This window comes from Candidatus Manganitrophus morganii (genome assembly GCA_021651055.1).
Classification (GTDB): Bacteria; Nitrospirota; Nitrospiria; order SBBL01; family Manganitrophaceae; genus Manganitrophus; species Manganitrophus morganii.
This window is the reverse complement of the sequence record JAJHOH010000001.1, coordinates 379,398-403,314: the sequence shown is the minus strand read 5'-3', so window position 1 is coordinate 403,314 and position 23,917 is coordinate 379,398. Positions and strand designations below refer to the sequence as shown.

18 protein-coding genes are annotated in these 23,917 nt (G+C 55.7%); 10 read left to right on the top strand and 8 right to left on the bottom strand.

Annotation, left to right across the window (positions count from 1 at the left end; translation table 11 throughout):
* Positions 1-39: 39 nt before the first annotated feature.
* The 4 genes from MCM46_01820 to MCM46_01805 form a co-directional block, all read right to left on the bottom strand.
* Entirely contained in the window at positions 40-1,143 is a 1,104-nt protein-coding gene (locus tag MCM46_01820; GenBank protein ID MCG3110536.1) for a response regulator, read from the bottom strand.
* A 2-nt stretch (positions 1,144-1,145) separates the two neighbouring features.
* Positions 1,146-1,586, bottom strand: a complete 441-nt coding sequence (locus tag MCM46_01815; GenBank protein MCG3110535.1) for a response regulator — start codon at positions 1,584-1,586, stop codon at positions 1,146-1,148.
* A 10-nt stretch (positions 1,587-1,596) separates the two neighbouring features.
* Positions 1,597-4,935, bottom strand: coding sequence for a PAS domain-containing protein (locus tag MCM46_01810; protein ID MCG3110534.1), 3,339 nt, complete (start codon positions 4,933-4,935; stop codon positions 1,597-1,599).
* 138 nt (positions 4,936-5,073) lie between these two features.
* Positions 5,074-5,892 (bottom strand): alpha/beta fold hydrolase, encoded by an 819-nt coding sequence (locus tag MCM46_01805; protein MCG3110533.1) that lies wholly within the window; start codon positions 5,890-5,892, stop codon positions 5,074-5,076.
* Between the two features lie 139 nt (positions 5,893-6,031).
* Here MCM46_01805 and MCM46_01800 point away from each other — a divergent pair, with 139 nt between their 5' ends.
* The 5 genes from MCM46_01800 to MCM46_01780 all read left to right on the top strand — a co-directional run bounded on the left by MCM46_01800 (position 6,032) and on the right by MCM46_01780 (position 10,733).
* Positions 6,032-6,385: a hypothetical protein gene (locus MCM46_01800; GenBank protein ID MCG3110532.1), complete on the top strand. Its 354-nt coding sequence runs from the start codon at positions 6,032-6,034 to the stop codon at positions 6,383-6,385.
* Between the two features lie 177 nt (positions 6,386-6,562).
* A complete protein-coding gene (locus MCM46_01795) occupies positions 6,563-7,057 on the top strand; it encodes a hypothetical protein (GenBank protein MCG3110531.1) in 495 nt (164 codons plus the stop codon).
* A gap of 9 nt (positions 7,058-7,066) precedes the next feature.
* Entirely contained in the window at positions 7,067-8,212 is a 1,146-nt protein-coding gene (locus tag MCM46_01790) for an SPFH domain-containing protein (GenBank protein ID MCG3110530.1), read from the top strand.
* Between the two features lie 25 nt (positions 8,213-8,237).
* On the top strand, positions 8,238-9,743 hold the full coding sequence (locus MCM46_01785) for a hypothetical protein (GenBank protein ID MCG3110529.1): 1,506 nt from the start codon (positions 8,238-8,240) through the stop codon (positions 9,741-9,743).
* Between the two features lie 51 nt (positions 9,744-9,794).
* Positions 9,795-10,733: a metal-dependent hydrolase gene (locus tag MCM46_01780; GenBank protein MCG3110528.1), complete on the top strand. Its 939-nt coding sequence runs from the start codon at positions 9,795-9,797 to the stop codon at positions 10,731-10,733.
* A gap of 5 nt (positions 10,734-10,738) precedes the next feature.
* Here the strand turns inward: MCM46_01780 and MCM46_01775 are convergent, their stop codons facing one another.
* Positions 10,739-11,632: a GGDEF domain-containing protein gene (locus MCM46_01775; protein MCG3110527.1), complete on the bottom strand. Its 894-nt coding sequence runs from the start codon at positions 11,630-11,632 to the stop codon at positions 10,739-10,741.
* Positions 11,633-11,801: 169 nt separating this feature from the next.
* On the opposite strand from MCM46_01775, the gene MCM46_01770 reads away from it, so the two are divergent.
* Positions 11,802-12,425, top strand: a complete 624-nt coding sequence (locus MCM46_01770) for a hypothetical protein (protein ID MCG3110526.1) — start codon at positions 11,802-11,804, stop codon at positions 12,423-12,425.
* Between the two features lie 142 nt (positions 12,426-12,567).
* Here the strand turns inward: MCM46_01770 and dinB are convergent, their stop codons facing one another.
* Positions 12,568-13,797, bottom strand: coding sequence for a DNA polymerase IV (dinB, locus tag MCM46_01765; protein MCG3110525.1), 1,230 nt, complete (start codon positions 13,795-13,797; stop codon positions 12,568-12,570).
* Between the two features lie 168 nt (positions 13,798-13,965).
* Here dinB and MCM46_01760 point away from each other — a divergent pair, with 168 nt between their 5' ends.
* Positions 13,966-14,736 (top strand): glycosyltransferase family 2 protein, encoded by a 771-nt coding sequence (locus MCM46_01760; protein ID MCG3110524.1) that lies wholly within the window; start codon positions 13,966-13,968, stop codon positions 14,734-14,736.
* On the opposite strand, the gene MCM46_01755 is transcribed toward MCM46_01760, so the two are convergent.
* Positions 14,711-15,880, bottom strand: coding sequence for a PAS domain-containing sensor histidine kinase (locus tag MCM46_01755; GenBank protein ID MCG3110523.1), 1,170 nt, complete (start codon positions 15,878-15,880; stop codon positions 14,711-14,713). The genes MCM46_01760 and MCM46_01755 overlap by 26 nt on opposite strands.
* Positions 15,881-16,179: 299 nt before the next feature.
* Between MCM46_01755 and MCM46_01750 the strand changes: the two genes are divergently transcribed.
* From MCM46_01750 to MCM46_01740, 3 genes are all read left to right on the top strand, one after another.
* A complete protein-coding gene (locus MCM46_01750) occupies positions 16,180-17,919 on the top strand; it encodes a radical SAM protein (protein ID MCG3110522.1) in 1,740 nt (579 codons plus the stop codon).
* 1,045 nt (positions 17,920-18,964) lie between these two features.
* Entirely contained in the window at positions 18,965-20,608 is a 1,644-nt protein-coding gene (locus MCM46_01745) for an amino acid adenylation domain-containing protein (GenBank protein MCG3110521.1), read from the top strand.
* A 135-nt stretch (positions 20,609-20,743) separates the two neighbouring features.
* Complete coding sequence (locus MCM46_01740) at positions 20,744-21,370, top strand: exopolysaccharide biosynthesis protein (GenBank protein MCG3110520.1); 627 nt, start codon at positions 20,744-20,746, stop codon at positions 21,368-21,370.
* Position 21,371: 1 nt separating this feature from the next.
* Here the strand turns inward: MCM46_01740 and MCM46_01735 are convergent, their stop codons facing one another.
* A complete protein-coding gene (locus MCM46_01735) occupies positions 21,372-23,843 on the bottom strand; it encodes an MMPL family transporter (protein ID MCG3110519.1) in 2,472 nt (823 codons plus the stop codon).
* Positions 23,844-23,917 lie beyond the last annotated feature (74 nt).

The following is a 23,917-nucleotide window of genomic DNA, read 5'->3' as shown; positions in this document are numbered from 1 at the left end:
TTTCTAATCGTTTATTTTAACCGGGAGAGAGAACTCCGGCTACGCTTCATGCGCCTCCTGCAGCGGAATTTTCAGACGAACATGCGTCCCCCTTTTGGGGCCCCCGCTGATCTCGATCTCGCCATTGAGAAGAAGCACCCGCTCCCGCATTCCGATAATTCCGAGCGATTTTGGATCTGCGACTTCTTCACCGGTGATCCCGCGGCCGTCGTCCTTGACCTCGAGGTAAAGGTGGCCCGCCTTCTCTTTGATTCGGATCCCAACCCGTGTGGCGCCGGCGTGCCGGGCGATATTAGTCAAAATTTCCTGGAAGATCCGAAAAACAGCGGTCGCTCGCTCTCGGTCGAGCCGAACGATTTGCAGATCCGAGCGGAGACGGCAAGAGATTCCGGTCCGTTGTTGAAATTCGGAGGCCTGCCATTCGATCGCCGCCATCAGGCCGAGGTCGTCGAGAATGCCCGGTCTCAATTCGGTCGCGATCTTTTGGACGGTCTTGATTGCAGTGTCGACCAAGTCCGATGTTGAATTAAGTCGTTCTTCAATGTCCGTACTTATTTCCGAGCGATCCGCTTGTTTGAAGATGCGCTTTCGTAGGAGGGAGAGTTCATATTTGATGCTGGTAAAGAGTTGGCCCAATTCATCATGGATTTCACGCGCGATCCAGGCCCTCTCTTTTTCACGGATGGAATCAAGACGGGCCGCGAGATCACGGAGCTGTTGCCGGGAGTTTCTCAGTTCCTCATCGGCCTGCCGGTGTTCGCGCCGGCGGACGGCCTCCTGCATCTCCCGCTCGATCGCCGGCGTCAGCCTCGATAGATTGTCTTTCATCATATAGTCGTGGGCGCCCGCTTTCATCGCACGGACGGCAATCTCTTCACCGATGCTGCCGGTCACGATGATGAACGGGATGTCGAGCCCGGCCTCTTTAATCAGGCGCATCGCCGCAAGCGCATTGAAGCGCGGCATCGTGTAATCGGAGACGACCACGTCCCAAGGGCTTTGGCGGAGGGCGTCGATCATCTCTTCGGGGGTTTCAACCCGTTTGTAAACCGGGTGAAAGTCCCGCTCTTTCAGCGTTTCCAGAACCAACGCGGTGTCGTCTTCCGAGTCCTCTACGATTAATATCCGAAGCGATTTTTCCATTCCTATCTCCCGGGGGGAGGTTCGTTTAATAGAAGCCAATAGAGGCCGAGTTGCTTCACCGCATCGGTGAACTGGTGAAAATCGACCGGCTTTCGGACATAGCTGTTTGCGCCGAAGCTGTATCCGGCGAGGAGGTCCTGCTCTTCGTTCGATGAGGTGAGAATGACGACCGGAAGGAATTTTGTCCGGTCATCGGCGCGGATAGCGCGAAGGACGTCGAGGCCGTCGAGCTTCGGAAGCTTCAGATCGAGGAGAACCACTTGAGGCTTGTCGTTGAGATCGCGTCCGGCATACCTTCCTCTCCCGAACAGGTAATCGAGGGCTTCGACGCCGTCGTGGGCGACAACGATCTCATTGAGCAGGTTGTTCTCTTGAAGCGCCATTCGGGTTAGCAGCTCATCGTCGGGATTATCTTCCACAAGGAGAATCGTTTTCTTGGGCACGGAAGCTCCTTTATCCAAGGGTGAAGTAGAAAGTGGCTCCCTTCTCCACTTCTCCTTCGGCCCAGACTTTTCCGCCGTGGCGATGGATGATCCGCTGAACGGTGGCGAGGCCGATTCCCGTTCCCGGAAACTCGCTCAGGCTGTGGAGGCGTTGAAAGGGTCCGAAGAGCTTGTCGGCGTATGCCATGTCGAATCCAGCCCCGTCGTCTCGGACGAAATAGGTCGTTTTCCCCTCCCGTTCGATCCGCCCGAATTCGATTGTTGCGACCGGCCGCTTCATGGTGAATTTCCAAGCGTTTCCGAGCAGGTTTTCCAGAGCGATTCTCAGGAGGCGGGGGTCCCCCGATGTCTTCAGATCGTCCCGGATGACAATTGTAACCTTTCGCCCAGGCTCGGAGCGCTGAAGTTCCGAGGCGACGGTTTTGGCAAGGAAGCTCAAGTCAACCGGCTCTTCGCGAATTTCGCTTCGGGTGATACGGGAGAGATTCAGCAGATCTTCGATCAGCTCTCCCATTCGGCGGCTGGCGGCATTCACCCGTTGCAGAAAGTCTTTACCCTCAGGGTCGAGCCGGTCGGCATACCTCAGCAGGAGGACCCGGCTGAAGCCGCTAATCCCCCGAAGCGGCGCCCGCAGATCGTGAGAGACGGAGTAGCTGAACGACTCCAGTTCCTTGTTGGTCGCTTCGAGCTGGGCCGTCCGCTCGGCGACCCGCCGTTCCAGATCCAAGTTCAATTTCTTGATCTCTTCTTCGGCCCGTTTCCGTTCGGTGATATCGAGCATCGCGCCGATCATCCGGACCGGTCTTCCGTTCTCATCGTGAACGATATAGCCCCGGTCGAAAACGGCGACGTAACTCCCGTCTCTCCGATGGAATCGATACTCACCCGACCAAAACTGCTGCCCCTGCTTGATTGCGGCATCGACCTCCGAGAGGATCCACCCTTTGTCTTCGGGATGAATCCGGTTGGTCCAGGACTCGACCCCCGATTCGATCTCCTCGGGTTGATAGCCGAACAGGGTCTGGAACCGTTCGTTCCATCGAACGGCATTTGTCATCAGATCCCAATCCCAGATGGCGTCGTTGGTGGCGCGGGAGGCGAATTGGAAGCGCTCCTCGCTTTTGCGAAGCGCCTCTTCCGCCTGTTTGCGTTCGGTAATATCCATGACCACGCCGATCATCCGCACAGGCTGTCCCGCGTCGTCATAGAAGGGTTCCCCCCGGCCCGCAATCCAATGGACGCTGCCGTCTGGCCAGACGATCCGAAATTCGTTCCGGGCTGCGCGGCGTCCGGCAGCGGCCTGCTCCAAGACGCGGTTAACCCCCTCGCGGTCTTCAGGATGCAAGCGGGCTTCGAACTCTTCGTAGGTCCCTTTGAAGGCGCCTGGCGCCATTCCCCACAACTCCTCGTGACCACGAGACCAAACGATTTTTCCGGTGATCATGTTCCAGTCCCATGTTCCGATCCGGCCCGCTTGCAGCGCGAGCCGAAGCCGGGCTTCCGCCTCTTGCAGCGCCTGCTCCGCCTGTTTGCGATCGGTGATGTCCATGATGGCCCCGACCATCCGGACCGGCCTTCCTTTCTGATCACGAATGACATGGCCGCGATCTAAAACGTTTGCATAGCTTCCGTCTCCCCGACGGAGCCGATACTCTTGCGCCAAGAACTGCTCGCCGCGGTCGATCATCGCTTGAAGCTCCGAGAGAAGGTGCTCTTTGTCTTCCGGATGAATCAGGCTTTCCCAAAATTCGAACCCCGGTTTGATCTCCTCGGTCTTATAGCGGAACGTTTCCTTGAAGGTCTTGTTCCACCAGATTGTGTTCGTGGCCAGATCCCAATCCCAAACGGCATCATGAGTGGCAAGGGCGACGAGTCGGAAACGCTCCTCGCTCTTGCGCAGCGCCTCTTCCGCCTGCTTACGCTCCGTGATGTCGGTTGCAACCCCACCGATACCGTAAACCTTTCCCTGTCGGTCCCGCAGGGGAAACTTAACCGTCATCACGACGCGCGGCTCTCCACCGCTTCTGCGTGCAATGATCTCTTCAAGTTCTAGCGCCGTTGCGGTCTTCATGATCTTTTTATTGGCCGCTTGAAGCCTGTCCGCAATGTGTTTGGGAAAAATATCTTGTTCCGTCTTTCCCAAGATCTCTTTTTTGGAGATTTCAAAGAGCCGGGCCAGCGCATCGTTGGCCAGAATAATACGATGTTGCAGATCCTGCGCGAAGATATAGGAAGGGGAGCTATCGATGATGTTGTTCAACAACTCGCGGCTTGCATGCAGCGCCTCTTCGGCCTGTCGGCGCGCGGTGGTTTCCATGATCACTCCTCGCATCCGGCGGGCCATGCCGTTTTCGTCAAAGGTGAATTCACCGCGGCCGAGCACCCAATGGATGCTGCCGTCGGGCCAGACGACGCGAAACTCGCCTGCCCAGGGCTCGCGGGCCGCGCGGGTGCGGGAGATCTCGGCTTCTATCCCCGGCAGGTCTTCGGCATGGACTCTTTCCGAGAACGCTTCATAAGTGCTGCCGAATTCGCCCGGTGCAAAGCCCCAGAGTTTTTCATGGCCGCGCGACCAGGTGACCCGATTCCGCCGCATGTCCCAATCAAAGGTTCCCATCTGCGCGGCGTCGAGCGCCAGTCGAAGCCGCTCCTCGCTCTCCCTCAGCGTTTCCTCCGCCCGTTTGCGCTCGGTGATATCTTGCAGCAGCGCCACGAAGTGGTCGACCGAGCCGCCCGGACGGCGCACGCATTTCACCGAAATGGTGGAGTCAATGACCTGGCCGTCCTTGCGGATAAATCGTTTGTCCATCGAATAGCCGTCGATCTCTCCCGCCGTGACTCGGTTGAAATGGGCGACATCTGCCGCCAGATCGTCAGGATGGGTTAGCTCCGCCCAAGTCCGTTTCGCCAACTCGTTTCGATCATATCCTAAGATTTCGCAGATCTTGTCGTTGACTTCCAAAATCCCTTTGGTCGGAGAGGTGATCGCCATGCCGATCAGCCCGAGCTCGAAATAGCTCCGAAAGCGTTCTTCGCTCCGGCGCAGCGCCTCCTCGGATTTCTTCATCGAAACAAAAAGAGGGGTGATCGCCGCAATACCGGCCGCCATCAGAATCGAAATGATCATGGAGACGGTCAAGGGGATCGACTCAGTGTAAAGGTCAGAGGGACCCCCATTTGTGAGATGGTGAAACAGGCTGATGGAGCGTCGGACGGCCATCAGGGTGATGGCGGCGGCGATCAGGCTCCAGCCGGTCCATCTTCCCGTAATTCGAATCAGCCTCAGAGCAAGCAACGCCGCGACGAACTGGAGGGTGATCGATATCGTCAGGATCAGCGTTTCCAACATGGATTGTTCAACCCTTGTTGTAGATGTTGAGTATTTCGGAATTGCCCTGGTTTGTTTCGGGTGTTTAGTGCGCGGTTTGAGATTGTTGCATACCTAAGTATACTAAAGTAAAGATCATCATAAGGCAAGGGGGAGCGCTCAGGGATGAGACAGATCGTTGAGGAGAAAGTGGCGGATGGCTTCCGCAACCTCTTTCGGTTTGTCCATCTGAGGAAGATGCCCGCAGTCGGGGAGGGTGGTCAACTGACTGTTCGAAAGCCGCTGTCTCAGTCGGTGCGCATGGTCGATCGGCAGCCAGCGGTCTTTTTCGCCCCAGAGGATGAGGACCGGCTGATGAATTCGAGGAAGGAGCGCATCGATCTCCCGCATCGTTTCGGTGGAGATTCCCTGAAGGAATCGGAAGAGATCTTTCCGCCGGCGCAAAGTCGCGAAGGGGGCGATGACCCGCTCGACCAGGGTATCCGTGAGGAGACGAGGATCGTTAAGAGAACGCGAAAAGAGGGCTCGGGCGCAGTGTTTCAGGACCGGCTTATTCAAAAGATAGGGGAGGAGTGTGCCGAGAATCCGGCTCCGGGCGACTTCCGCGGCGACCGGGGGGGAGGGGAAGCCGTAGGGATTGATTAAAACGATTTTGTCCACTCGCTCCGGATGTCTCCCGGCGACGCCCAGGGCGATGCCCCCCCCCATCGAGCTTCCGACGATCGAGGTCTTCTCGATCCCCTTCGAATCGAGGAAGGCGACGACCGCCTCGATCATCCCCGAAAGACTCTCTTCCCACTCTTCCGGAAGAGGGCTTTTCCCGAACCCCGGCAGATCGATCGCGCAGAGTTTGAATTGATCCGATAGAAGCGGGGTCAACCGCTCCCACGTTTCGAGCAGGTCGAAGAGACCATGAATGAAAAGCAGCGGCGGGCCGGCGCCGGTTTCAAGGCAATGAAGTCGATTGAGTGGGTCCATGGCGTCGTTGACCAGGTGAGTTGTTCTTTTCCGGAACTATATCAGATCAAGGGGATATTTTGAAGGTGACTCCGCCTCCCTTGTGATCCATTCCGGAATTAGCCTAAAATATTAAAAGGGAATGATTGGAGGAAGAACGATGAAGAAGATTAATTCAGGTTGGCTGCTGATCACGCTGGTGATCATCCTTTTCTCAGGGTTCGGATGTGCCTCAATTCGGAAAGAGAAAGCGATCCCCGTCCCCATTTCGGAGATCCAAGGCCATCCGCGCGAATGGGTCGGCAAAACAGTCCAGGTCTCCGGAGAGGTCAAGGAGGCCTTCTCTTTGGTTCTTTATAAATACTTTATTGTGAAAGATAAAACCGGTGAAATCAGGGTGGTCACCTCAAAGCCGCTTCCACGAAAGGGAGAGCAGATCAGGGTGGAAGGAAAAGTAGAGGAGGGCTTCGCGATCGGGAGCGATCCGCAAACCGTTATTAAGGAGAAAGGTTAGGTTTTCAACGGCCCGATCCCCAACCGAATCGGCACTGACCTTGACAGACCCGAAACATCTGGTACCCTTTCATCATAATACTCGGACGGCATGAAGAAGGCCTCGATTCACCGGCCTTCCTCACCTCAGGCCGTCCCACTCCGGACGAAAATCGCACGACAAAACGAGAGAAGCAAGATGAAGCTGGCACAGCATCTGAAGCGCTTTGCGAGGGTTGTTCCCGGCGTCGCCGGATATCAAAATATGGAGGACCTGCGGGAGACCGATCGAATGATTCGCGTACGCCTTGCCGAGGATCTTAGGGAAGGGGAACGTGACATTGAAGGGATCAAACGGCGATTGATAGAGAAAAAAGAGCTTTCCTTTCTCCCCGCGCTCGATTACCTGACGGCAAAAATGGATAAGTTAAGTAACGTGATGAGATATGCCGGCCAAGGTTACCGTGGGTTCTTCGACCCATTTCCGGTCGATCGGGAAAAGCTGGAACAGCTCTATGCGTTTGATCTCACACTGTTTGATGAAGTTCAGGCGATACAAGAGCGGGTCCATGCGTTGGAGGAGATTGTCGATGATCTCTCCGCGCTCAAAGAAGCGATCCATGCCTTTGATGAGGCCCTGGACGGGTTGGAGAAGATCTTCTCAACCCGCTGCAATCTCTACACGATCCATTAGGAGGCGATGATGTCTCAATTCATGGAAGTGATCGAGTGGTTGGATCAGACCGGATCGGAGATTGTCCATCGTTATCCGAAGCAGGGGTCGGCGGAGATCAAATTCGGCGCGCAGCTGGTCGTCCGGGAAAATCAGGCGGCGATCTTCGTTCGAGACGGGAAGGGGCTCGATATCCTCGGCCCGGGACGGCACACCCTCTCGACGATGAATCTTCCGATCCTGACCAAAGTCCTCTCGCTCCCCTGGGGATTCAAGAGCCCCTTCCGGGCGGAGGTCTACTTTGTCAGCCAGAAGATCTTCACGAACATGCGATGGGGAACCAAAGATCCGGTGGCGTTCAAAGACAGCGAGCTGGGGCTGATTCGCTTGCGCGCCTTCGGCGCTTTTACGATGCAGGTGACGCAGCCGCTTCTTTTTGTGAACACCCTGGTCGGCACCCAAGGCTCTTTCCAAACGACCCATATCGAAGATTATCTGCGCGAGGTGATCGTCTCGCGTCTGAACGATTTTCTCGGAGAGATGGTCGATAGCCTGATCCACCTTCCCAAGTATTACGATGAAATGGGGGTGGCGGTGAAGACCCGTCTGACAGAGGATTTCCGGAAATACGGAACCGAGCTGGTCGATTTCTATATCAATCGGATCACCCCTCCCGAAGAGGTCCAGAAGATGATCGACGAGCGGGCCGGAATGGCCGCCGTCGGCGACATCGAAAAATTTATGAAGTACAAAGCGGCAAAGGCGATGGGGGATGCGGCGACCTCCGGAGGAGGGGCGCCCGGGATGGGACTGGGACTTGGCGCGGGGATGGGCGCCGGTATTGGGATGATGATTCCCGGCATGCTCTATCAAACCCTTGGGAAAGAGGGGATCGCTCCGGAGATCTCCTCCAAGGGGACGGTTCATTGTCCGGAGTGTCATGGCGAAGTGAATCTCGACAGCCGGTTTTGCGCCCACTGCGGCCATCAGATGGTGGTGATCAAGAAATGTCCTCAATGCAATAAAAACATTACCGCCAACGCCAAATTCTGCCCCGCCTGCGGGGTCGATCTGAAGAGTAAATTGCAGTGTAAACAGTGCAAGACGAAGCTCCCGCCCGGAACGAAATTCTGCTTCAACTGCGGCGAGCCGATTCCCGCGCCGGCGAAATCATGACCTCTCCCCATCCCGCCTAGGATCGATGAACAGCCGGCTGACCGTTTCCACCGGATGTCCCACCTGCGGGGCGCCTCTTGATTTTACGGAGGGGAGTCACGCGATTCAATGCGGCCACTGCCGCTCCCGCCTCCTCGTCACCGGCCGAAAACAGCTCCTCAGCTATTTTATCTCCCCCAAGCTTGATGTCCATCGCGCGGTGGCAAAAGCGCTCCTGGCTCTAAAGGAAGAAGGGGTTGAATGCCGGGTCATCGAGCCGCGTCTCTACTTTATTCCCTATTATCGGCTGATCGGCCACGATTTTCTCTGGGAGAAATCGGCTCCAAAACCGAAGATCGAGCCGATCGATCTTTCGGCGTTTTCTCCCGACCCTCCGCAGGCCGATCTGACGATGACGCTTCAAGCGGCCTCCGATTTCCTGGGAGATCTCTGGGAAATTGGAAAGAAAATATATCGGGGAGAGGATGAACCCCTTTCTGAGCCCGATGAATCGAAACCGACGGGACCGATCGAGCGCAAGCAACCGGTTGTGGATCTGCGGCGAAAAGGGGCGGCGCCGGCCTCCGAAGAAGAGGAGATGACATTTCGGGATCGGTATGTTGAAAAGAATTTTATCGCCTGCGACTTAAAGGGATGGGGAGCTTATTCGCTCGGTGTCCGGGCGGCTGTTCTCAGGCTGGAGCTGTTCCGGAAAGAGGTCCTGGAGGAGCAGGGGACGATCGTGGGGGTGACGCTTTCCTCCGAGGAGGCGCTCCGTCAGGGAATGAGGAAGGCCGAACCGGAGAATGTTCTCTATCGTCAGGTTCTCGGCCGGGTTTTATCGCTGATCTATTTTCCTTTCTGGGTGATCCGGGTGCAACGCCAGGGAGAAGACCGGTTGGTTTTTCTTGATGCCGTCTCCGAGCGGGCGATTCATTCGGATGCCCCGATCTCTCTTCTCGAATTTTTGGGCCGTCCCGCGTCGGGTGAGGCCACGACGGTCGGCTTTCGACCCCTCACCTGTCCGAATTGCGGATGGGATCTTCCGTTTGATTCAGAGGATATTCTCTTCTTTTGCACCTCCTGTGCCCGAGGATGGCAGATCGAGGGAAGCGCCCTTTCCCCGATTGATTATCAGGTTGCCGCTCTGCCTGATGGAGTAGCCGCCTCTCATTACCTTCCCTTTTGGGTGCTTCAGGCGGAGGTGGAGGGGAATCCCCCCGCCCGCTTCTTTCTCCCGGCGTTCCGTTATCGCCGCTTGAAGCTCCTCGGCGATTTGGCCAAACGGCTCTCCAAGGCACAGCCTGTCTACACGGTTTCAACGGCGCCGTTCGTTCCTTCCCAGGGGGGGTGCTACGATTCGGAAGACGCGGCTTCCCTTGCCCGGTTTACCTGGGCTGGAATGCGGGGGACGCAGGAGATGAAAACGCCGGAGGAAAAGCCATTCTTCGTTCGGCGTGCCACGCTGATCTGGTTTCCGTTCCAGGTAGAGGGGAATGCCCTGCGGGATCCGTTTACGGGGATAAGTCTTCCCCAAAATCTTTTCGTCTGATTTCATCCGTCGGGGATTGTCCACCGCGGAGCCGAATGATATAATCCCGCCGTGGATCCCGTGACACATACTCTGGTCGGCGTCGGAATCGCGAACGCTTTTTTTCGGAAGCGGATCGGAAAGGCCGCCGTCCCGATTCTTGCCCTTGCCTCCAACCTTCCCGACATCGACGGCGCCGTCATGCTGACCGGAGATCCGACCGCCGTCCTGATGCGGCGGACCTTCGGCCATTCCCTCTTTCTCCTTCCAATCTGGATACTGGCGCTCAGCTTTATTTTTCGCCGTTATTATCCGCATCTTCGCTGGGGGACGCTGATCGGTCTTACTTCCATCGGCGCATTGGTTCACCTCTTCTTTGATCTGGTGAACTCTTTCGGCGTGGTCCTCCTCTGGCCATTCAGCGATTGGCGGCCGGAGCTTGGAATTATCTTCATCATCGATCTGATCCTGACCGGATTGCTCGCCGCCCCTTTATTCCTCTCCCGGATTCCATCGATGCGGGAGTCGCTTGTTCCCCTGTCGCGCGGAGCGGTCGCCCTGGTGGCGGTGTATGTTCTTCTTTGTGTCTTCAGCCGGATGCAGGCCGAGCGGCTCTTAAAAGAGGGATCGACACAGCCGGCCGATTTCAGCTATGTCTTCCCGGAGCCGCTCGGACCCCATCGGTGGCGCGGGGTGTGGCGGGAGGGGAATCTCTACCGGGTCTATTTGCTTCACCTCTTCTCCGGGGAAAAGGAGGAGCGCGATCAGGTGGTGACCGAGACCGGCGACCCGCGGGTCGAGAAAGCTCGGGCCACCCCGTTGGCCCGCCGGATTGAGTGGTTCTTCAAGGCGCCGGTCTGGCAAATAGATGAAGAGGTGGAGGGAGGGTCCGCAGATGTGCCGGCCGACGTTTTGGTTTATGATTTGAGGTTTAAGACGCTGGTGGTGGAGCGTTCCGTTCCGTTCGTTTACCGGTTCAGAGTAGATGACGAGGCGCGGGCCGCCGACTGAGTCGGTCAGGGGCCGCTGAGACAGCAGGTCCGGTTTCGGCCTTCCCGTTTTGCCTGGTAGAGGGCTTTGTCGGCGCGGGCGATCAGCGGTTCAATCGTTTGATCGGCGTCGATCCGTTCGGTGACCCCGATGCTGATCGTGACCGGAAGCCGCTGTCCTTCGAAGAGAAACGAGTGATTGGCGATCCGATTGCGAATCCGTTCGGTGGCAATCGGAGCCTCTTTCAATCCGGTGTGGGGGAGAATCAGGCCGAATTCTTCGCCGCCCCATCGGGCGAAAAGATCGGTCGGACGGATCGTCGGTTTAATCAGGTTCGCGAACTCCTTTAAAACAGCGTCGCCCGCAGGGTGCCCCCACTGGTCGTTGATCCTTTTGAAAAAATCGAGATCGATCATGGCGACGGAGAGGGGCTCGCCGAGATCCTTGCAGCGCAGGAGGATCTTCTCCAGACAGGTGTAGAAGGTCTGTTTATTGAACAGCCCCGTCAGCGCGTCGCATTTGGCGCGCTCGGAGAGTTCATCCAGATAAAACTGCTCCACATTGTTCGGCCCCAGGTACTTCAACGTCGCATTTCCGGTCCGGATCAGATCGCCATCCTTTAACTCGATCTCCAGAATTTTGTGGTCGTTGATATAGGTCCCGTTTTTACTTCCCAGATCACGAAGAATGAGGCGGCCCCCTTTTGAGAGGATCTCGGCATGTTTGCGCGACATTGAATCGTCATTAATCCAGACCTCCGCTTCCCGATGACGGCCGATGATGGTCCGCTCTTTGGTGAGCGGGAACTTTTCCCCAAGGGAGGGCCCGGCGACGACCACCAGACAGGGGAAATGGAAATGGACCCGGTCGAGCCGCCTTCTCTCTATTTTGAGTGTATGTGTTTTTGTCTCATCTTCCATCGACACTCCCCAAAGCCATCCTCATCGGAAAATCGTTTTAAGATTACCAGCTTTTGTCCCCGTGTCAATCTCGAAGCATTATCCACTTGGATGAATTGACCGCTCCTTTCAACCGATGTTAGCCTGAGCTTAAATAGACAACAGAACCCGAAATGAAAGGAGGACATTGATGCGATATAAATTGTACGGTGCAGTTTTTCTCGGTCTATTTCTGCTGGCCGGAATTTCTTTTGTGTCGGCGCAGGAAGGGACGACGGAAGATAAAGGAGGGCTGGTCCCAAAACTTTCAGAGAGTGATCAGATCCGGCTTGCGATGAGCGCCGCTCCCGATCGGATTGCAAAAAATGCCGCCATCGTGGCGCTTAACCAAAATGGAACCCTCATGACGGTCAAAGAGGGGACGAACCAATTCACCTGTTTGGCCGATCTTCCGGGCACTCCTAAGGCCGATCCGGTCTGCGCCGATCCGAATGCGATGCAATTTATAACGTCGCTTCTGAAGGGGGAACCGCAGCCGGCAAACAAAGCGCCCGGAATTGCCTACATGGGCAATGGAGGACAACATTGGAACAAGGACGGAAAGATCCTGCTGCAAGAAGAGGAGGGGGCCAAATTGGTGAATGAGCCGCCCCATTGGATGCTCCTCTGGCCGTTCGATGCGGAGACGACCGGTCTTCCGACGGGTGAAAACCCGGGGGGCGTTTACATCATGTGGGAGGGGACGCCATACGCCCACTTGATGATTTATCAAGACCCGAATAAAATACCCGCCGTTCCCAGCGGCACCGGATAATGAGTGCAGGCGCCGGGTTTGCGTGCTTTTTTATATTTTGAGCGGAAGCGAAGTCTCTCTCGTTATTTCGGAAAAGGATACGAACGGGGATGCTTGGCTACGCTCAGCATGACAAGATGATTAATAACGTGACAAGTGACAATTAGAGGTACCGCCGAACCCCGTCGGGCCGCCAGGCGGGGGAGAGGACCCCTTTATGGTTCTGTCGCTCGATCAGGCTGCCCCAGGTGAGGGTCCATTCGCCGAAGCGCTCGTTCACCCGATCGAGTGCTTCATAGAGTTGTTCCGATTTATTCACCTCCGGGAAGAGGGAGGTTTGCGTTCCCCTGGGTACCAGGTCGGCCATGCTCACGCCGACCAAACGAATCGGTTGAGGAAGGGAGATCGATTCGAAAAGGGCTTGCGCCGCCTCATAAATCCTCCGGCTCTCCCAGGCGGGGGAGGGGAGGCGGCGCTGATGGGTGTGGGTGGTGAAGTCGTGATTCCGGAGGGTCAAGCCGACGACCCGTCCGGCCCAGCCGCCCCGCCTCAGCCGGCGGCCGACCTTTTCCGAGAGCTGTAGGAGGAAAACTGAAAGCTGCGTCCGATCCGAGATATCTTGCGCAAGGGTCATCGAGTGGCCGATCGATTTCGGATCGGCCCGGATCTCTTCCGGCACCACCTCTCCCGGATCTTCCCCCCGCCCCATCATTGAAAGCCGCTCCCCCCAGATGCCGAAGGCCCCCCTCAACGTCGAGACCGGCATCCGGCCCAGCTCTCCGCACATTTTGATTCCCATGGAGTTCAACTTTAACTTTAACTTCGGGCCGATTCCGCAAAGCTCTTCGATCGGAATCTCTTCGAGAAGTGCCGGAATGAGAGCTGGTTTCAGAAGGGTCAGGCCGTTCGGTTTCTGAAGTCCGGACGCGAGCTTGGCCATCAGCTTATTGGGAGCGATTCCGACGGAGCAGGCGAGCCCAAGCTCTTTCTGAATCTCCGCTTTGATCAACCGGCCGATCCGCTCCGCTCCTTTGAAGAGGGAGAGGGAGCCGGTGATGTCGAGGAAGGCTTCATCGATCGAGAAGACCTCCACCTCCGGCGTGTACCGCCGAAGGATTTCCATCATCCGGTTGCAGGCGGCGACATAGGCGGCGTTATTCGCCGGGACGCGAATTAATTGGGGACACTTTCGATACGCTTCCGGAACTCTCATCCCGGTCCGGACGCCGAAGGCCCGCGCTTCATACGACGCGGTGAGGATCACCGTCCGCTCCCCCGCGCCGGTCACCGCAATCGGCTTTCCCCGCAGCGCCGGATTGCGCGCCTGCTCGACCGAGGCGAAGAAGGCGTCCATATCGACGTGAAGGATGGTGCGGGGAGCGGATGGATCCATGGGGTTTATCTCAGGTTGGAATGCTTGAGGAAAGGATAATGAAGTGGGGAAGGGAAGTCAATCGATCAGGTTTCCAATGGTCCTGACGGATGATACCCTATCTGTCACTACTTCCATTTTGACCATTAATATATCCTCAGGTATACTCCCATTGTGATGAAGCTCTCCGTGATCATCCCTGTCTATAATGAGGAATCAACCGTCGGCGAGGTGATCGAACAGGTCTTGTCGGTCGAACTCTCCTGCGTCGAAAAGGAAGTGATTGTCGTTGACGACGGCTCCACCGATGGGACGGCGGAAGTCTTAAAGCACGAACAGTCGGAACACGCCGACGTCGTCACGGTCTGCAGCTCGCAAAAAAATTTTGGGAAGGGGAGGGCGGTCCGAATCGGCCTGAAGTATGTCACCGGGGAGATTGTCCTCATCCAAGACGCCGATCTGGAACTCGATCCCAAGGAGTACGGCGTCCTCCTCGCCCCGATCCTCTCCGGCCAAGCCTCGGTGGTCTACGGCTCCCGCTTTCTCAATTCCGCCAATCGAATTCCCTGGAAAAGCCGTCTGGCCCAGCGGATTCTCACCCCTCTGATCCGCATTCTCTACAACGCCCGCCTGACCGATGAAGCGACCGCTTATAAGCTCTTTAAGGCCGACATCCTGAAAAGTCTCGACCTCCGGTGCACCGGTTTTGAGTTCTGCCCGGAAGTGACCGCCAAGCTCTTGAAGCGGGGTTATCGGATCAGAGAGGTTCCGATTTCCTATCAGCCGCGAACCGATGTCGAAGGAAAAAAACTCCGGTTCGTTCGGGACGGGATGATTGCGCTCTATACGCTCATTAAATATCGCTTTACCCGTGAGCAAGCGATGGGATCAAAAGTTGATTTCTCAGTGGAGGAAGCGGGTGGGAAGATTTCTTTCAGGGAATCTCATAGGGGAAGGTAACCGTAAACGTGGAGCCTGTTCCCGGCTCACTCTTTACATCAATCGTTCCTTTTAAAATATCGACAAACTTTTTCACGATGGGCAGTCCCAATCCGACCCCTTCTTCCTCTCCCGGCCGGCCTGACTGGTAGAACGGCTCGAAGATGTGGGAAAGATCTTCTTTGGAAATGCCGTACCCGGTATCTTGAATCGCGACCGAGACCTTCTTTGCCTCGAGGTTGTGGATAATGCGGACGGTAATGGAGCCCTTTTCGGTAAACTTCATTGCATTTGTAATGAGATTGACGAAGATCTGGCGAAGTTTTACACGATCAGAATACATCTTCGGCCCGGTGGGCTCATCGCGCAGGCTGACCTTCAACCCTTTTTCCTCCCATAAAGCTTTGTAGTCCTCTAAAACTTGTTGGACGACTTCCGAAATTGAAATCTCCGTCACCTCTGCGTGGAGGTCGGTTTGTCCGGCTTCAATTTTATTGAGGTCAAGAATTTGATTGATCAGGTCGAGTAGGTTGGTGGTATTTCTGTAAATGTGTCCGTAGATCTCCCGTTGCTTCTCGGCCTCTCTAATCCTTCCTTCTTCTTTTAAAAGACTGGCATACCCGAGGATGGCGTTGAGGGCGTTTCGTATCTCATGGGAAGCGACAGAGAGAAAGTAGCTCTTCAGCCGGTTTGCTTCTTCCAGTTGATTCGTTTTCTGTTTTAGTTTTTCTTCCGTTTCTTTGAGGTAAGTGATATCGACCGAAAGGCCGCGATAGACAATTTCACCCTTATTACGGGCCGCGTGGATCCCGGTATGAAACCAAACGACACGCCCATCCGCTGCAATGAACCGATGATCGGAGTGTTCGTCCTCTCCATCCAACGCTTTCTGAAATTTAGTCATGACCCGGTCCCGGTCCTCCGGGTGAAGGTGCTTCTCCCAGAAATCAGCCTCGCACCACTCATCGAGAGAATAGCCGGTCATCCGCTCGGCCCTCCGGCTCACCATGCAGAACTGGAACGCTTTATTGGCTTCCCAGACGATGCCGTGGTCGATTCCCTCCGCCAGGTCCCGATATCGCTCCACCGCAATCGCCGCATCTTCCTCTTGCGCCTGTTGCCCGGCGGAGGGTTGTGTGTTTTGATTATTTTTTTCTTTATTCATGACTCTTAATTCAAGGGGTAACATTTTCATGCAGTGAAGTCAACCCGATGGGTTCCTTACTTAAGATGGATCGAAATTCCAAAAAAGGTGAGGCTCTGGCTCAGACGGGTCCATCAAAGCTTTTGCAGCGCGACCCGGACAGTTCTAAACAGTAAATTCTGCTGGCATCTCTTTCCAGTAACCTGGTATACTCTTCCCTGCCAGCAAGCGCTATCTGCCTTGCTCTCCACCCTGGTTGCTGGTTTCTTCTACCAGGGAGCACCTGCCCAAAGAAATGACTGTTCGCGTAAGGAGGCCGTTTGAAGCGATCGTTTCGCGTCGTGCTGATCAAGCCGTCCCATTATGATGATGACGGGTATATCATTCGGTGGATGAGGTCCTCCATTCCGAGCAACACGCTTGCCTGTCTCTATACGATCGCGGAAGCGGTCAAAACCTCAGGCAGATTGGGAGAAGGGATCGATCTGTCGATCGACGTCTATGACGAGATCAACCAGCGGATTCCGGTCGAAAAAATCATCCGGCAACTGTCGGCGCAGAATACGTCGGGGGTCATCTGTTTTGCGGGGGTGCAGTCGAATCAGTTTCCGCGCGCGGTCGATTTGGCGCGGCCGTTCCGGGCCGCGGGGCTTCCGGTGATGATCGGCGGGTTTCATGTGAGCGGGTGCCTTTCGATGTTGAAGCGCCTTCCAGAAGATTTGACTTCGGCGATGGACGAAGGGATCACGCTGGTGGCGGGAGAGGTGGAGACACGCTTCGGAGAGTTGTTGGAAGATGCGCTGCACGGCCGCTTAAAGCCGCTCTATAATTTCCTCGATGATCTTCCGTCGCTCGAAGGGCAGCCGATGCCGGTCCTGCCGGCCGACGTCATCTCTCGCAATCTGGGTCGGATGACGACCTTTGATGCCGGACGGGGATGCCCCTTCGAATGCAGCTTTTGCACGATCATCAACGTCCAAGGGAGAAAATCGCGCTGGCGGACGGCGGATGACGTCGAGGGGATCATCCGGGAAAATCACAAGCGCGGGTTGAACTGCTACTTCATCACCGATGATGATTTCGCCCGGAACCGAAACTGGGAAGCGATTTTGGATCGGATCATTCTCCTGCGCGAGCGGGACAAAATCCGGATCTCCCTTCTCATCCAGGTCGACACCGCCTGTCATCGGCTGCCGCGGTTTATTGAAAAGGCCGCAAAGGCCGGCTGCCGGAAGGTCTTCATCGGCCTCGAGAGTGTGAACCGCGACACCCTGAAAGAAACCGGGAAGAAGCAGAATAATGTGGAAGAGTACCGCGCGATGCTTCAGGCATGGCGGAAGGCGAAAGCGGTCACCTACGCCGGATACATCATCGGCTTTCCGAACGACACCTATGAATCGGTGATGCGCGACGTGGAGGTTCTCAAGAAGGAGTTGCCGCTCGACCTGGTCGAGTTCTTCGTCCTGACGCCGCTTCCCGGATCGGAGGACCATCAGATCTTGGTGAACGAGGGGGCGTGGCTTGATCCCGACATGAACAAGTACGATTCCGAACATCCCTGCGCCAACCACCCGAAGATGTCGCATGCAGAGTGGATGCGGGCGTATCAGCACGCATGGAAATCGTTCTACACGTTCGAGCACATCGAGACGATTTTTCGCCGGCGCCTGGCCGACGGGCAGCGCAACGTCGGAAAGATGATCAGCCAGATGATCTGGTTTCGCGGTTCGATATTTGTCGAGGGGGTCCACCCGCTTCAGGCCGGGTTTTTCCGGCGGAAACACCGCTCCGAACGGAGGCCGTCCTTTCCACGCGAGGGCCGGCTGGTCTTTGTCTGGCGCCGTCTGTGGGAGATCGGATCATCGCTGTTCGGTGTGGCCGCATTATACTGGAAGCTCTATCGTATCGCCCGGAAGGTCGAGAGAGATCCCTCTTCAAAGACCTACCGAGACATGGCGCTGGCCCCTCCCGAAGGCAAATCCCATCCGCTGACGGTTCTTTCGGCAGTCCCATCAAGAGCGGCGGAAACGATCGGGATCGGAGAAGCTCCGAACAAATAGGTGCAAGAAAGGGGATGATAAGGGAAATCATCAAAATCCGCCAGGGGCCGCGGCTTCGATGTTCTGATCTTTCTTTGGTCCTGCCTTCTGTCCATCCCGCATTCACTTCCGAGCCTCTCCACACCGTTCCTTTCTTTCACGCCCTTCACGGCATATCAATCTTCATTAAATAAAAATGTCTTCGCCGATTGTCCGTCGCCTCTTCGCATTATTATTCCGAAAATGGCATCAGCCGTTCACTTTTTATGCAAAGGTTTGCGTCCAAAATTCCTTTTTAATCCTCAGATCGTCCCTATTTCAGCTTTTATTGGTTTTTAGAAGGAACAGTCTTTGCAAATTTCCCGCATCGGTCTGCACTTTTGTGATAAGCATCACATTCTTCAGCTTGCATTCCAAACGTAGATTCATTAAGATTCCGGAGAATAACCTAAATAGAGAGGCCGGACAGCATGCAATCTGAACACGTACCTACTCCCTGAAATATAAAACTGGAAAATTCTCATGCAGATCGGAGTGGCTAAGTGGAAGAGATTCGGTCTCTTATAGGCCTTAGAAGTCAGCCGGGGATCCTCGTTTTAAGCCAAAATGGCAAAATACTGTATCAAAACAAGTGTGCATTCAAAATAATTGATTCAATCCGGAAGAAGAAACTTCCGGATAATTTATCGAACCGTTTCCTCCCTTCTCGGGTTCTATCCGAGATTTATCCTGATTTTAAAGAAAGAATGGAGACAAAAAAGGAGGGATGGAAGGAACCGATTCCATTCTTAAAACGGGTTTTCAGCCATGGGAAAGTCCGCTACCACCTCCGATCTATTCCATTACCGGGAGGGGATCGTTATCCCACATATCTGATGATTTTAATTGAACCGGTATCATCGCGTTTCATATGAAGCATTGGAGATACCGATCAAACAACCTCGAAAGAAGAGGGACAGGTCGTCTTTGAACAGTCAAAAGGTAATGAAGAAGCGGCCGCAGCGCGAAGAAAGTCTGTTTACTGAAAGGGTTTTAAAAGGGCGAATAAGAGACGAGAGGATACGAAATGGCAACCTTACTACAGCATTGGTTAACCGAGCAAGCAGCCTGCCAGCCTGATTCGACGGCCGTCGTTTTGGGAGAGGAGAGCCTTACCTATGGGCAATTGGAGGAAGCAGCCAATCAGTTATCTCGCCTCCTTATCGCAGCCGGATGCCGGAAGGGAGATCGGGTCCTCCTTGTCATGCCGAAATCACCGAGCGCTATTATCAGTATTCTGGGGGTTCTCAAGGCCGGCTGCATCTATGTTCCGATCGATCCGACCAGTCCTGCCTCCTGGGCGGCAAAGAAGGTTGATTTGTGTGAATGCCGTATGATCCTTGCGGCAGGGGCTGTGGCCGGGTTACTGGACGAGATCGTCCATGAAAAGAAAACCAATGGCAATCTTTCGATCGGATGGGTGGGGAATCAAAATATCGAAGGAGCCGGATTGAAGACAACTTTCACTCGACAGGACTTTCAAAGTTACTCAGGAAATCCGCTGGATGATCAGGTCCGCCCGGAGGATCCCGCTTATATTCTCTTCACTTCCGGATCGACAGGTGTTCCGAAAGGGGTGGTGATTACCCATGCCAATGTGATTCATTTTGTCGAATGGGCCGTCCGGTATTTTGGGATCAATTCAGCGGATAAAATCTCAGGCCATCCTCCGCATCATTTTGATCTGTCTGTTTTTGATCTATTCGGATCACTGGCGGCAGGGGCATCCCTCCATCTCGTCGCTCCGGAACTCAACTTCTATCCGAATAAATTGGCTGAGTTTATTCTTCACTCCGGCCTCACCCAATGGTTCTCGGTCCCTTCCATCCTCAACTATATGGCCAAGCTTGATGTAGTGAAACAGAATGATTTTCCAACATTGAAACGGGTCCTCTGGTGCGGCGAGGTTTTTCCGACTCCGTCCCTGATCTATTGGATGAAACGGTTGCCCCATGTGACATTCACCAATCTTTATGGGCCGACGGAAGCAACCATTGCGAGCAGCTATTATACCCTTCCAGCGTGTCCACGAAGTGAGAAAGTCCAAATTCCGATCGGCACCGCATGCGAGGGAGAGAAACTCCTTGTGCTGAATGCCAAGATGGAACCGGTTTCCCCGGAAGAGGTCGGCGATCTTTATATCGGCGGGGTCGGTTTGAGTCCGGGGTACTGGAGGGAACCTGAAAAGACGGAGAAAGTCTTCTTGAAGAACCCGCATTCCGCCGATCCTTCCGAGCGGATCTATAAAACGGGGGATTTGGCGAGAGTGGGGAAAGAGGGGTTGGTTTATTTTCATGGGAGGAATGATTTGCAGGTGAAGAGCCGCGGGTACCGGATTGAGCTTGGAGAAATTGAATCGGCCCTGAATACCCTCCCTTTTCTACAAGAGAGTGCTGTTGTTGCCCTTCCTACCGACGGTTTTGAAGGAACCATTCTCTGTTGTACCTATGTTCCGGTGAAAGGAGAGGATGTTCCTCCGCTCCGTATCCGGCAAGAACTTAGCCGGATCCTTCCCCGTTATATGCTCCCCTCCCAGTGGACCGTTTTCAATCAGCTGCCCAAAAATGCCAACGGCAAAATCGATCGGCGCAAGTTAAAAGAATTGCTTGAGCGAGAGAAAACTCAAGATCATCGAAAGGAAACGAAGGAGTCTGTCGCGCGCTTCTCTTAAGGGGATTTGCTCGAAACGTCCTTCTAAAACCGACTTTAAAGAAAAAGGGGTTGTTCCACTTCTCATCCTCCGATATAATGGTCCGGTTCTGCGAATGATCGGATGGCCGGAGGATTGTCGGATGGGAGAGTGGATGTGAAGAAGTCGAAAACGAGCCATCGTCCCACGCGTCTTTCCGAAGACCTCCGGCGGATCTTGGACCAGGCGGACGGCAAGGGGGTGACGATTGGAAAGATCATCGAAATCCTCCACGGCCGCGGCTTCGATGTCCTCATTATTATCTTGGTTCTTCCTTTTTGCACGCCGATTCCGCTTCCCGGCCTCTCGACCCCCTTCGGGCTGATCTTGATGTTCTTCGGCCTTCGCATCGCGCTCCGACAGCGTCCCTGGCTCCCGAAACGACTGCTCAACATGGAGATTCCCTATCCGACCCTCGCGAAGGTCGTCAAGGGGGCACTGGCCGTCTCCACCCGCCTGGAAAAGGTTCTCCATCCACGGTTTCGTTTCTTCAAAGATTGGCCTTCCTTCAATTTTCTGAACGGGCTCGCCATCCTCTTGAGCGGGTTGGTCTTGAGTCTCCCCCTTCCGATCCCCTTTACCAATACCATCCCGGCCTGGTCGATTCTATTGATCGCGGCGGGGATGATGGAAAACGACGGCGCCGTCATCGTCGCCGGCTATCTGATGGCCGGCATGACCTGGGTCTATCTGGCTTCGTTGGTGTGGGTTGGAAAAGCGGGACTCACCTGGATGGGATTCTAATCTACTTCTTCGGTTTTTTCAAAACGTCCCCCTCCACATTGAACTTCTGAGCATCGCCCCGGGTGTACAATTCGATCCACTCGGAGGGGATGACTCTGAAGATAAAGTGGGGTCGGAAGGTCATGATGGCGGCGGGGATGAAGATCACCGCCGCAGCGGCGCTCGTCAGCATGGCGAGCGGCATCAGGATCCCTTCCATGTGAAGGTAGTAGCCGGTGAAGGTAACCAGGAAAGTGCCGGCGGCGAAGGCGACGGCGATCAGGAGAATCGCCTTTCCGGCGGTGGCGAGGGTGACCTGGACGACCCGGTCGAGGTGGCGGTTGAGGGAGAGCTCCTCGCGTAATCGATAGAGAATGTAGATCGCGTAATCGGCTCCCATTCCGACCGCCATCGCGGAGACCGCCGCCGTCGAGATGCCGAGCGGAATGCCGGTCAATCCCATGAAACCGAAATTCCAAAGGACGGCAAAGAGGAGGGGAATCGTCACAACCACCCCTCCCCAGAACGAACGGAAGATCACCGAGGAGAGGATAAAGGTAATCGCGATCATCTGCACCACGTTCAAAAGCTTGCCGTGGATGATCACATCGTTGAGCGCCAGGGTGACCGGGACGCTTCCCGCGATCCCGACCGTCACATCGGGGGGGAAATGGGCCGCCTTGTATTCATCGATCGTCCGGATCAACTGCTCGGCCAGTTCTGTCGCATCCGATTTTAGAAAGGTGAGGATCACGGCATTCTGATAACCGACGTCGGCCAGCCGCTTGAAGTCGTCGGGATTGCCGGAGACCGAATAGAGGAAGAGAAACTGCGCTGCCTCTTCCGGGCTGTCGGGAACCTGCTCCGAGCGGGGATCGTCCTGGTAAAAGGTCCGCCGCATCCGCTTCACGTAATCGACGTACGATTCGGTCCGGCCGACCGCCGGGTTCTCCTTCAGCCGCGTTTGAAGACCTTCGATCGCCCGCATGATGTTCGGGTCTTTCAGGCCGTCCGGCGCGGGTGTGCTGATCAGGATGTTCAAGGTCGAAGTCCCGCCGAACTTTTGGTTCAAGACCCGATCATCTTTTCGCAGATCGGTCTGCTCAAAGAAGAGATCGCGAAGGGAGTTGGTCAGGACGATCCGGTTGGCGAAGATCAGGGCGACCAATACGACGACCACCCCTCCCGCGAGAATCCATTTCTGCTCCGGACCGAGGATCGATCGGCTGATCTTGGTGAGAAACCGGTCGGCGAAGGTCTTGCGCAGGACCACCTCCAACTCCTCGCCGCTCGGCGGGGGGATCAGCGAGCGGAGGGCGGGGATGAAGGTCATCTCCAGAACCAGCGCGCTGACGATCCCGAAGGCGGTCATCAATCCGAACGATCGGAAGGTCGCGAGCTGAAAAGTCACCAGCGAAGCGAAGCTCGCCGCGGCGACCAGTCCCGCGGTCAGAAGAACCGGCGCCATCTTGGCGCCCGCCTGAACCACGGCGGTTTTCTGCGCCGGCTCCGGAACATCCATTCCGATCGCATATTCGAGCTCGTCGTAAAAACGGCGGAGGATCTGGACCGAGTGGCCTGCCGCCATCGCGACGATCAAAATCGGCGTCAGCCCCTTCGTCCAGAGATCGAGCTTCATCCCCGTCAAACTGATAAATCCCAAGGCCCAGACCACGCTCAACAGCGCGGTCAGTGGGGGAATCAACATCCCCTGGAAGGTCCGGAAAGAGAGATAGTGGATCACCATGATCAGGACGAACGCGATCGGGAAGACCCACCGGTTCATGACGGCGGTGTCCATCTCCAGGAAGGCGAGGGAGACCGGAAGGCCGCCGAGATGGATGGTCGTGTTGGCGTCGCTCTCCTTGTCGGCGATCGCCTTGAGCTGGCGATAAATTGCAAGATCGCTGATCGGCTCCGGCGCTTCCCCCTCGATCACCGCCGCGGTGGCTTTTCGGATCGCCTCGGCCGCTTCGGTGTCCTGGACGTCGATGACGATCGCGGCCGCGGTCGCATCGGACGAAACGAGGGAGCCGACATAGAGCGGGTTGGCGAAGAGGCGCTTCCGGACCGCCTCGGCCCCTTCCGGCGTGGTCGGAACCTCCGGCATCAGCCGCTCGACGTTAAAGCCCTGATCGTTGATCTGAAGGTGTTTGACTTTCCGGGAGGCGAGGCTGAGGACATTGTCGGCGTAGATCCCGGGGATCTTCTCGATCGCCTGGGCCATCCGATCGATCTTGGCGAGGGTGGAAGGGGTGAAGACGCTCCCTTCTTTGGAGACGACGCCGACCACCACCACCCGGCCGCCGCCGAAGCGCTGCTCGATCTGATTGTTCATCTGTATGTAGGGGTGGTCTTGCGGGAGGATCCGTTTTGGATCGAGTTCCGTTTTCAGGAAAGGGAGTCGAAAGAGACAGAACAGGGTAATCAGCAAGACGCCCGCCATCACGGCGTAAGCGTGATCGGTCACGAACTCAAAATACTTTCGGGCCATTGATCTCCTAACCCCCCATCAGAGTGCGGCTTTTATTGCGATCATCGCCTGTTATTGGGGGGGGACGAAAAAGT

Excerpts from the sequence above, each read along its gene's own strand:
- MCM46_01820 (MCG3110536.1), bottom strand. The coding sequence starts at position 1,143 with ATGGAAAAATCGCTTCGGATATTAATCGTAGAGGACTCGGAAGACGAC.
- MCM46_01810 (MCG3110534.1), bottom strand. The coding sequence starts at position 4,935 with ATGTTGGAAACGCTGATCCTGACGATATCGATCACCCTCCAGTTCGTC.
- MCM46_01805 (MCG3110533.1), bottom strand. The coding sequence starts at position 5,892 with ATGGACCCACTCAATCGACTTCATTGCCTTGAAACCGGCGCCGGCCCG.
- MCM46_01800 (MCG3110532.1), top strand. The coding sequence starts at position 6,032 with ATGAAGAAGATTAATTCAGGTTGGCTGCTGATCACGCTGGTGATCATC.
- MCM46_01795 (MCG3110531.1), top strand. The coding sequence starts at position 6,563 with ATGAAGCTGGCACAGCATCTGAAGCGCTTTGCGAGGGTTGTTCCCGGC.
- MCM46_01790 (MCG3110530.1), top strand. The coding sequence starts at position 7,067 with ATGTCTCAATTCATGGAAGTGATCGAGTGGTTGGATCAGACCGGATCG.
- MCM46_01785 (MCG3110529.1), top strand. The coding sequence starts at position 8,238 with ATGAACAGCCGGCTGACCGTTTCCACCGGATGTCCCACCTGCGGGGCG.
- MCM46_01775 (MCG3110527.1), bottom strand. The coding sequence starts at position 11,632 with ATGGAAGATGAGACAAAAACACATACACTCAAAATAGAGAGAAGGCGG.
- MCM46_01770 (MCG3110526.1), top strand. The coding sequence starts at position 11,802 with ATGCGATATAAATTGTACGGTGCAGTTTTTCTCGGTCTATTTCTGCTG.
- dinB (MCG3110525.1), bottom strand. The coding sequence starts at position 13,797 with ATGGATCCATCCGCTCCCCGCACCATCCTTCACGTCGATATGGACGCC.
- MCM46_01755 (MCG3110523.1), bottom strand. The coding sequence starts at position 15,880 with ATGAATAAAGAAAAAAATAATCAAAACACACAACCCTCCGCCGGGCAA.
- MCM46_01745 (MCG3110521.1), top strand. The coding sequence starts at position 18,965 with ATGGCAACCTTACTACAGCATTGGTTAACCGAGCAAGCAGCCTGCCAG.
- MCM46_01735 (MCG3110519.1), bottom strand. The coding sequence starts at position 23,843 with ATGGCCCGAAAGTATTTTGAGTTCGTGACCGATCACGCTTACGCCGTG.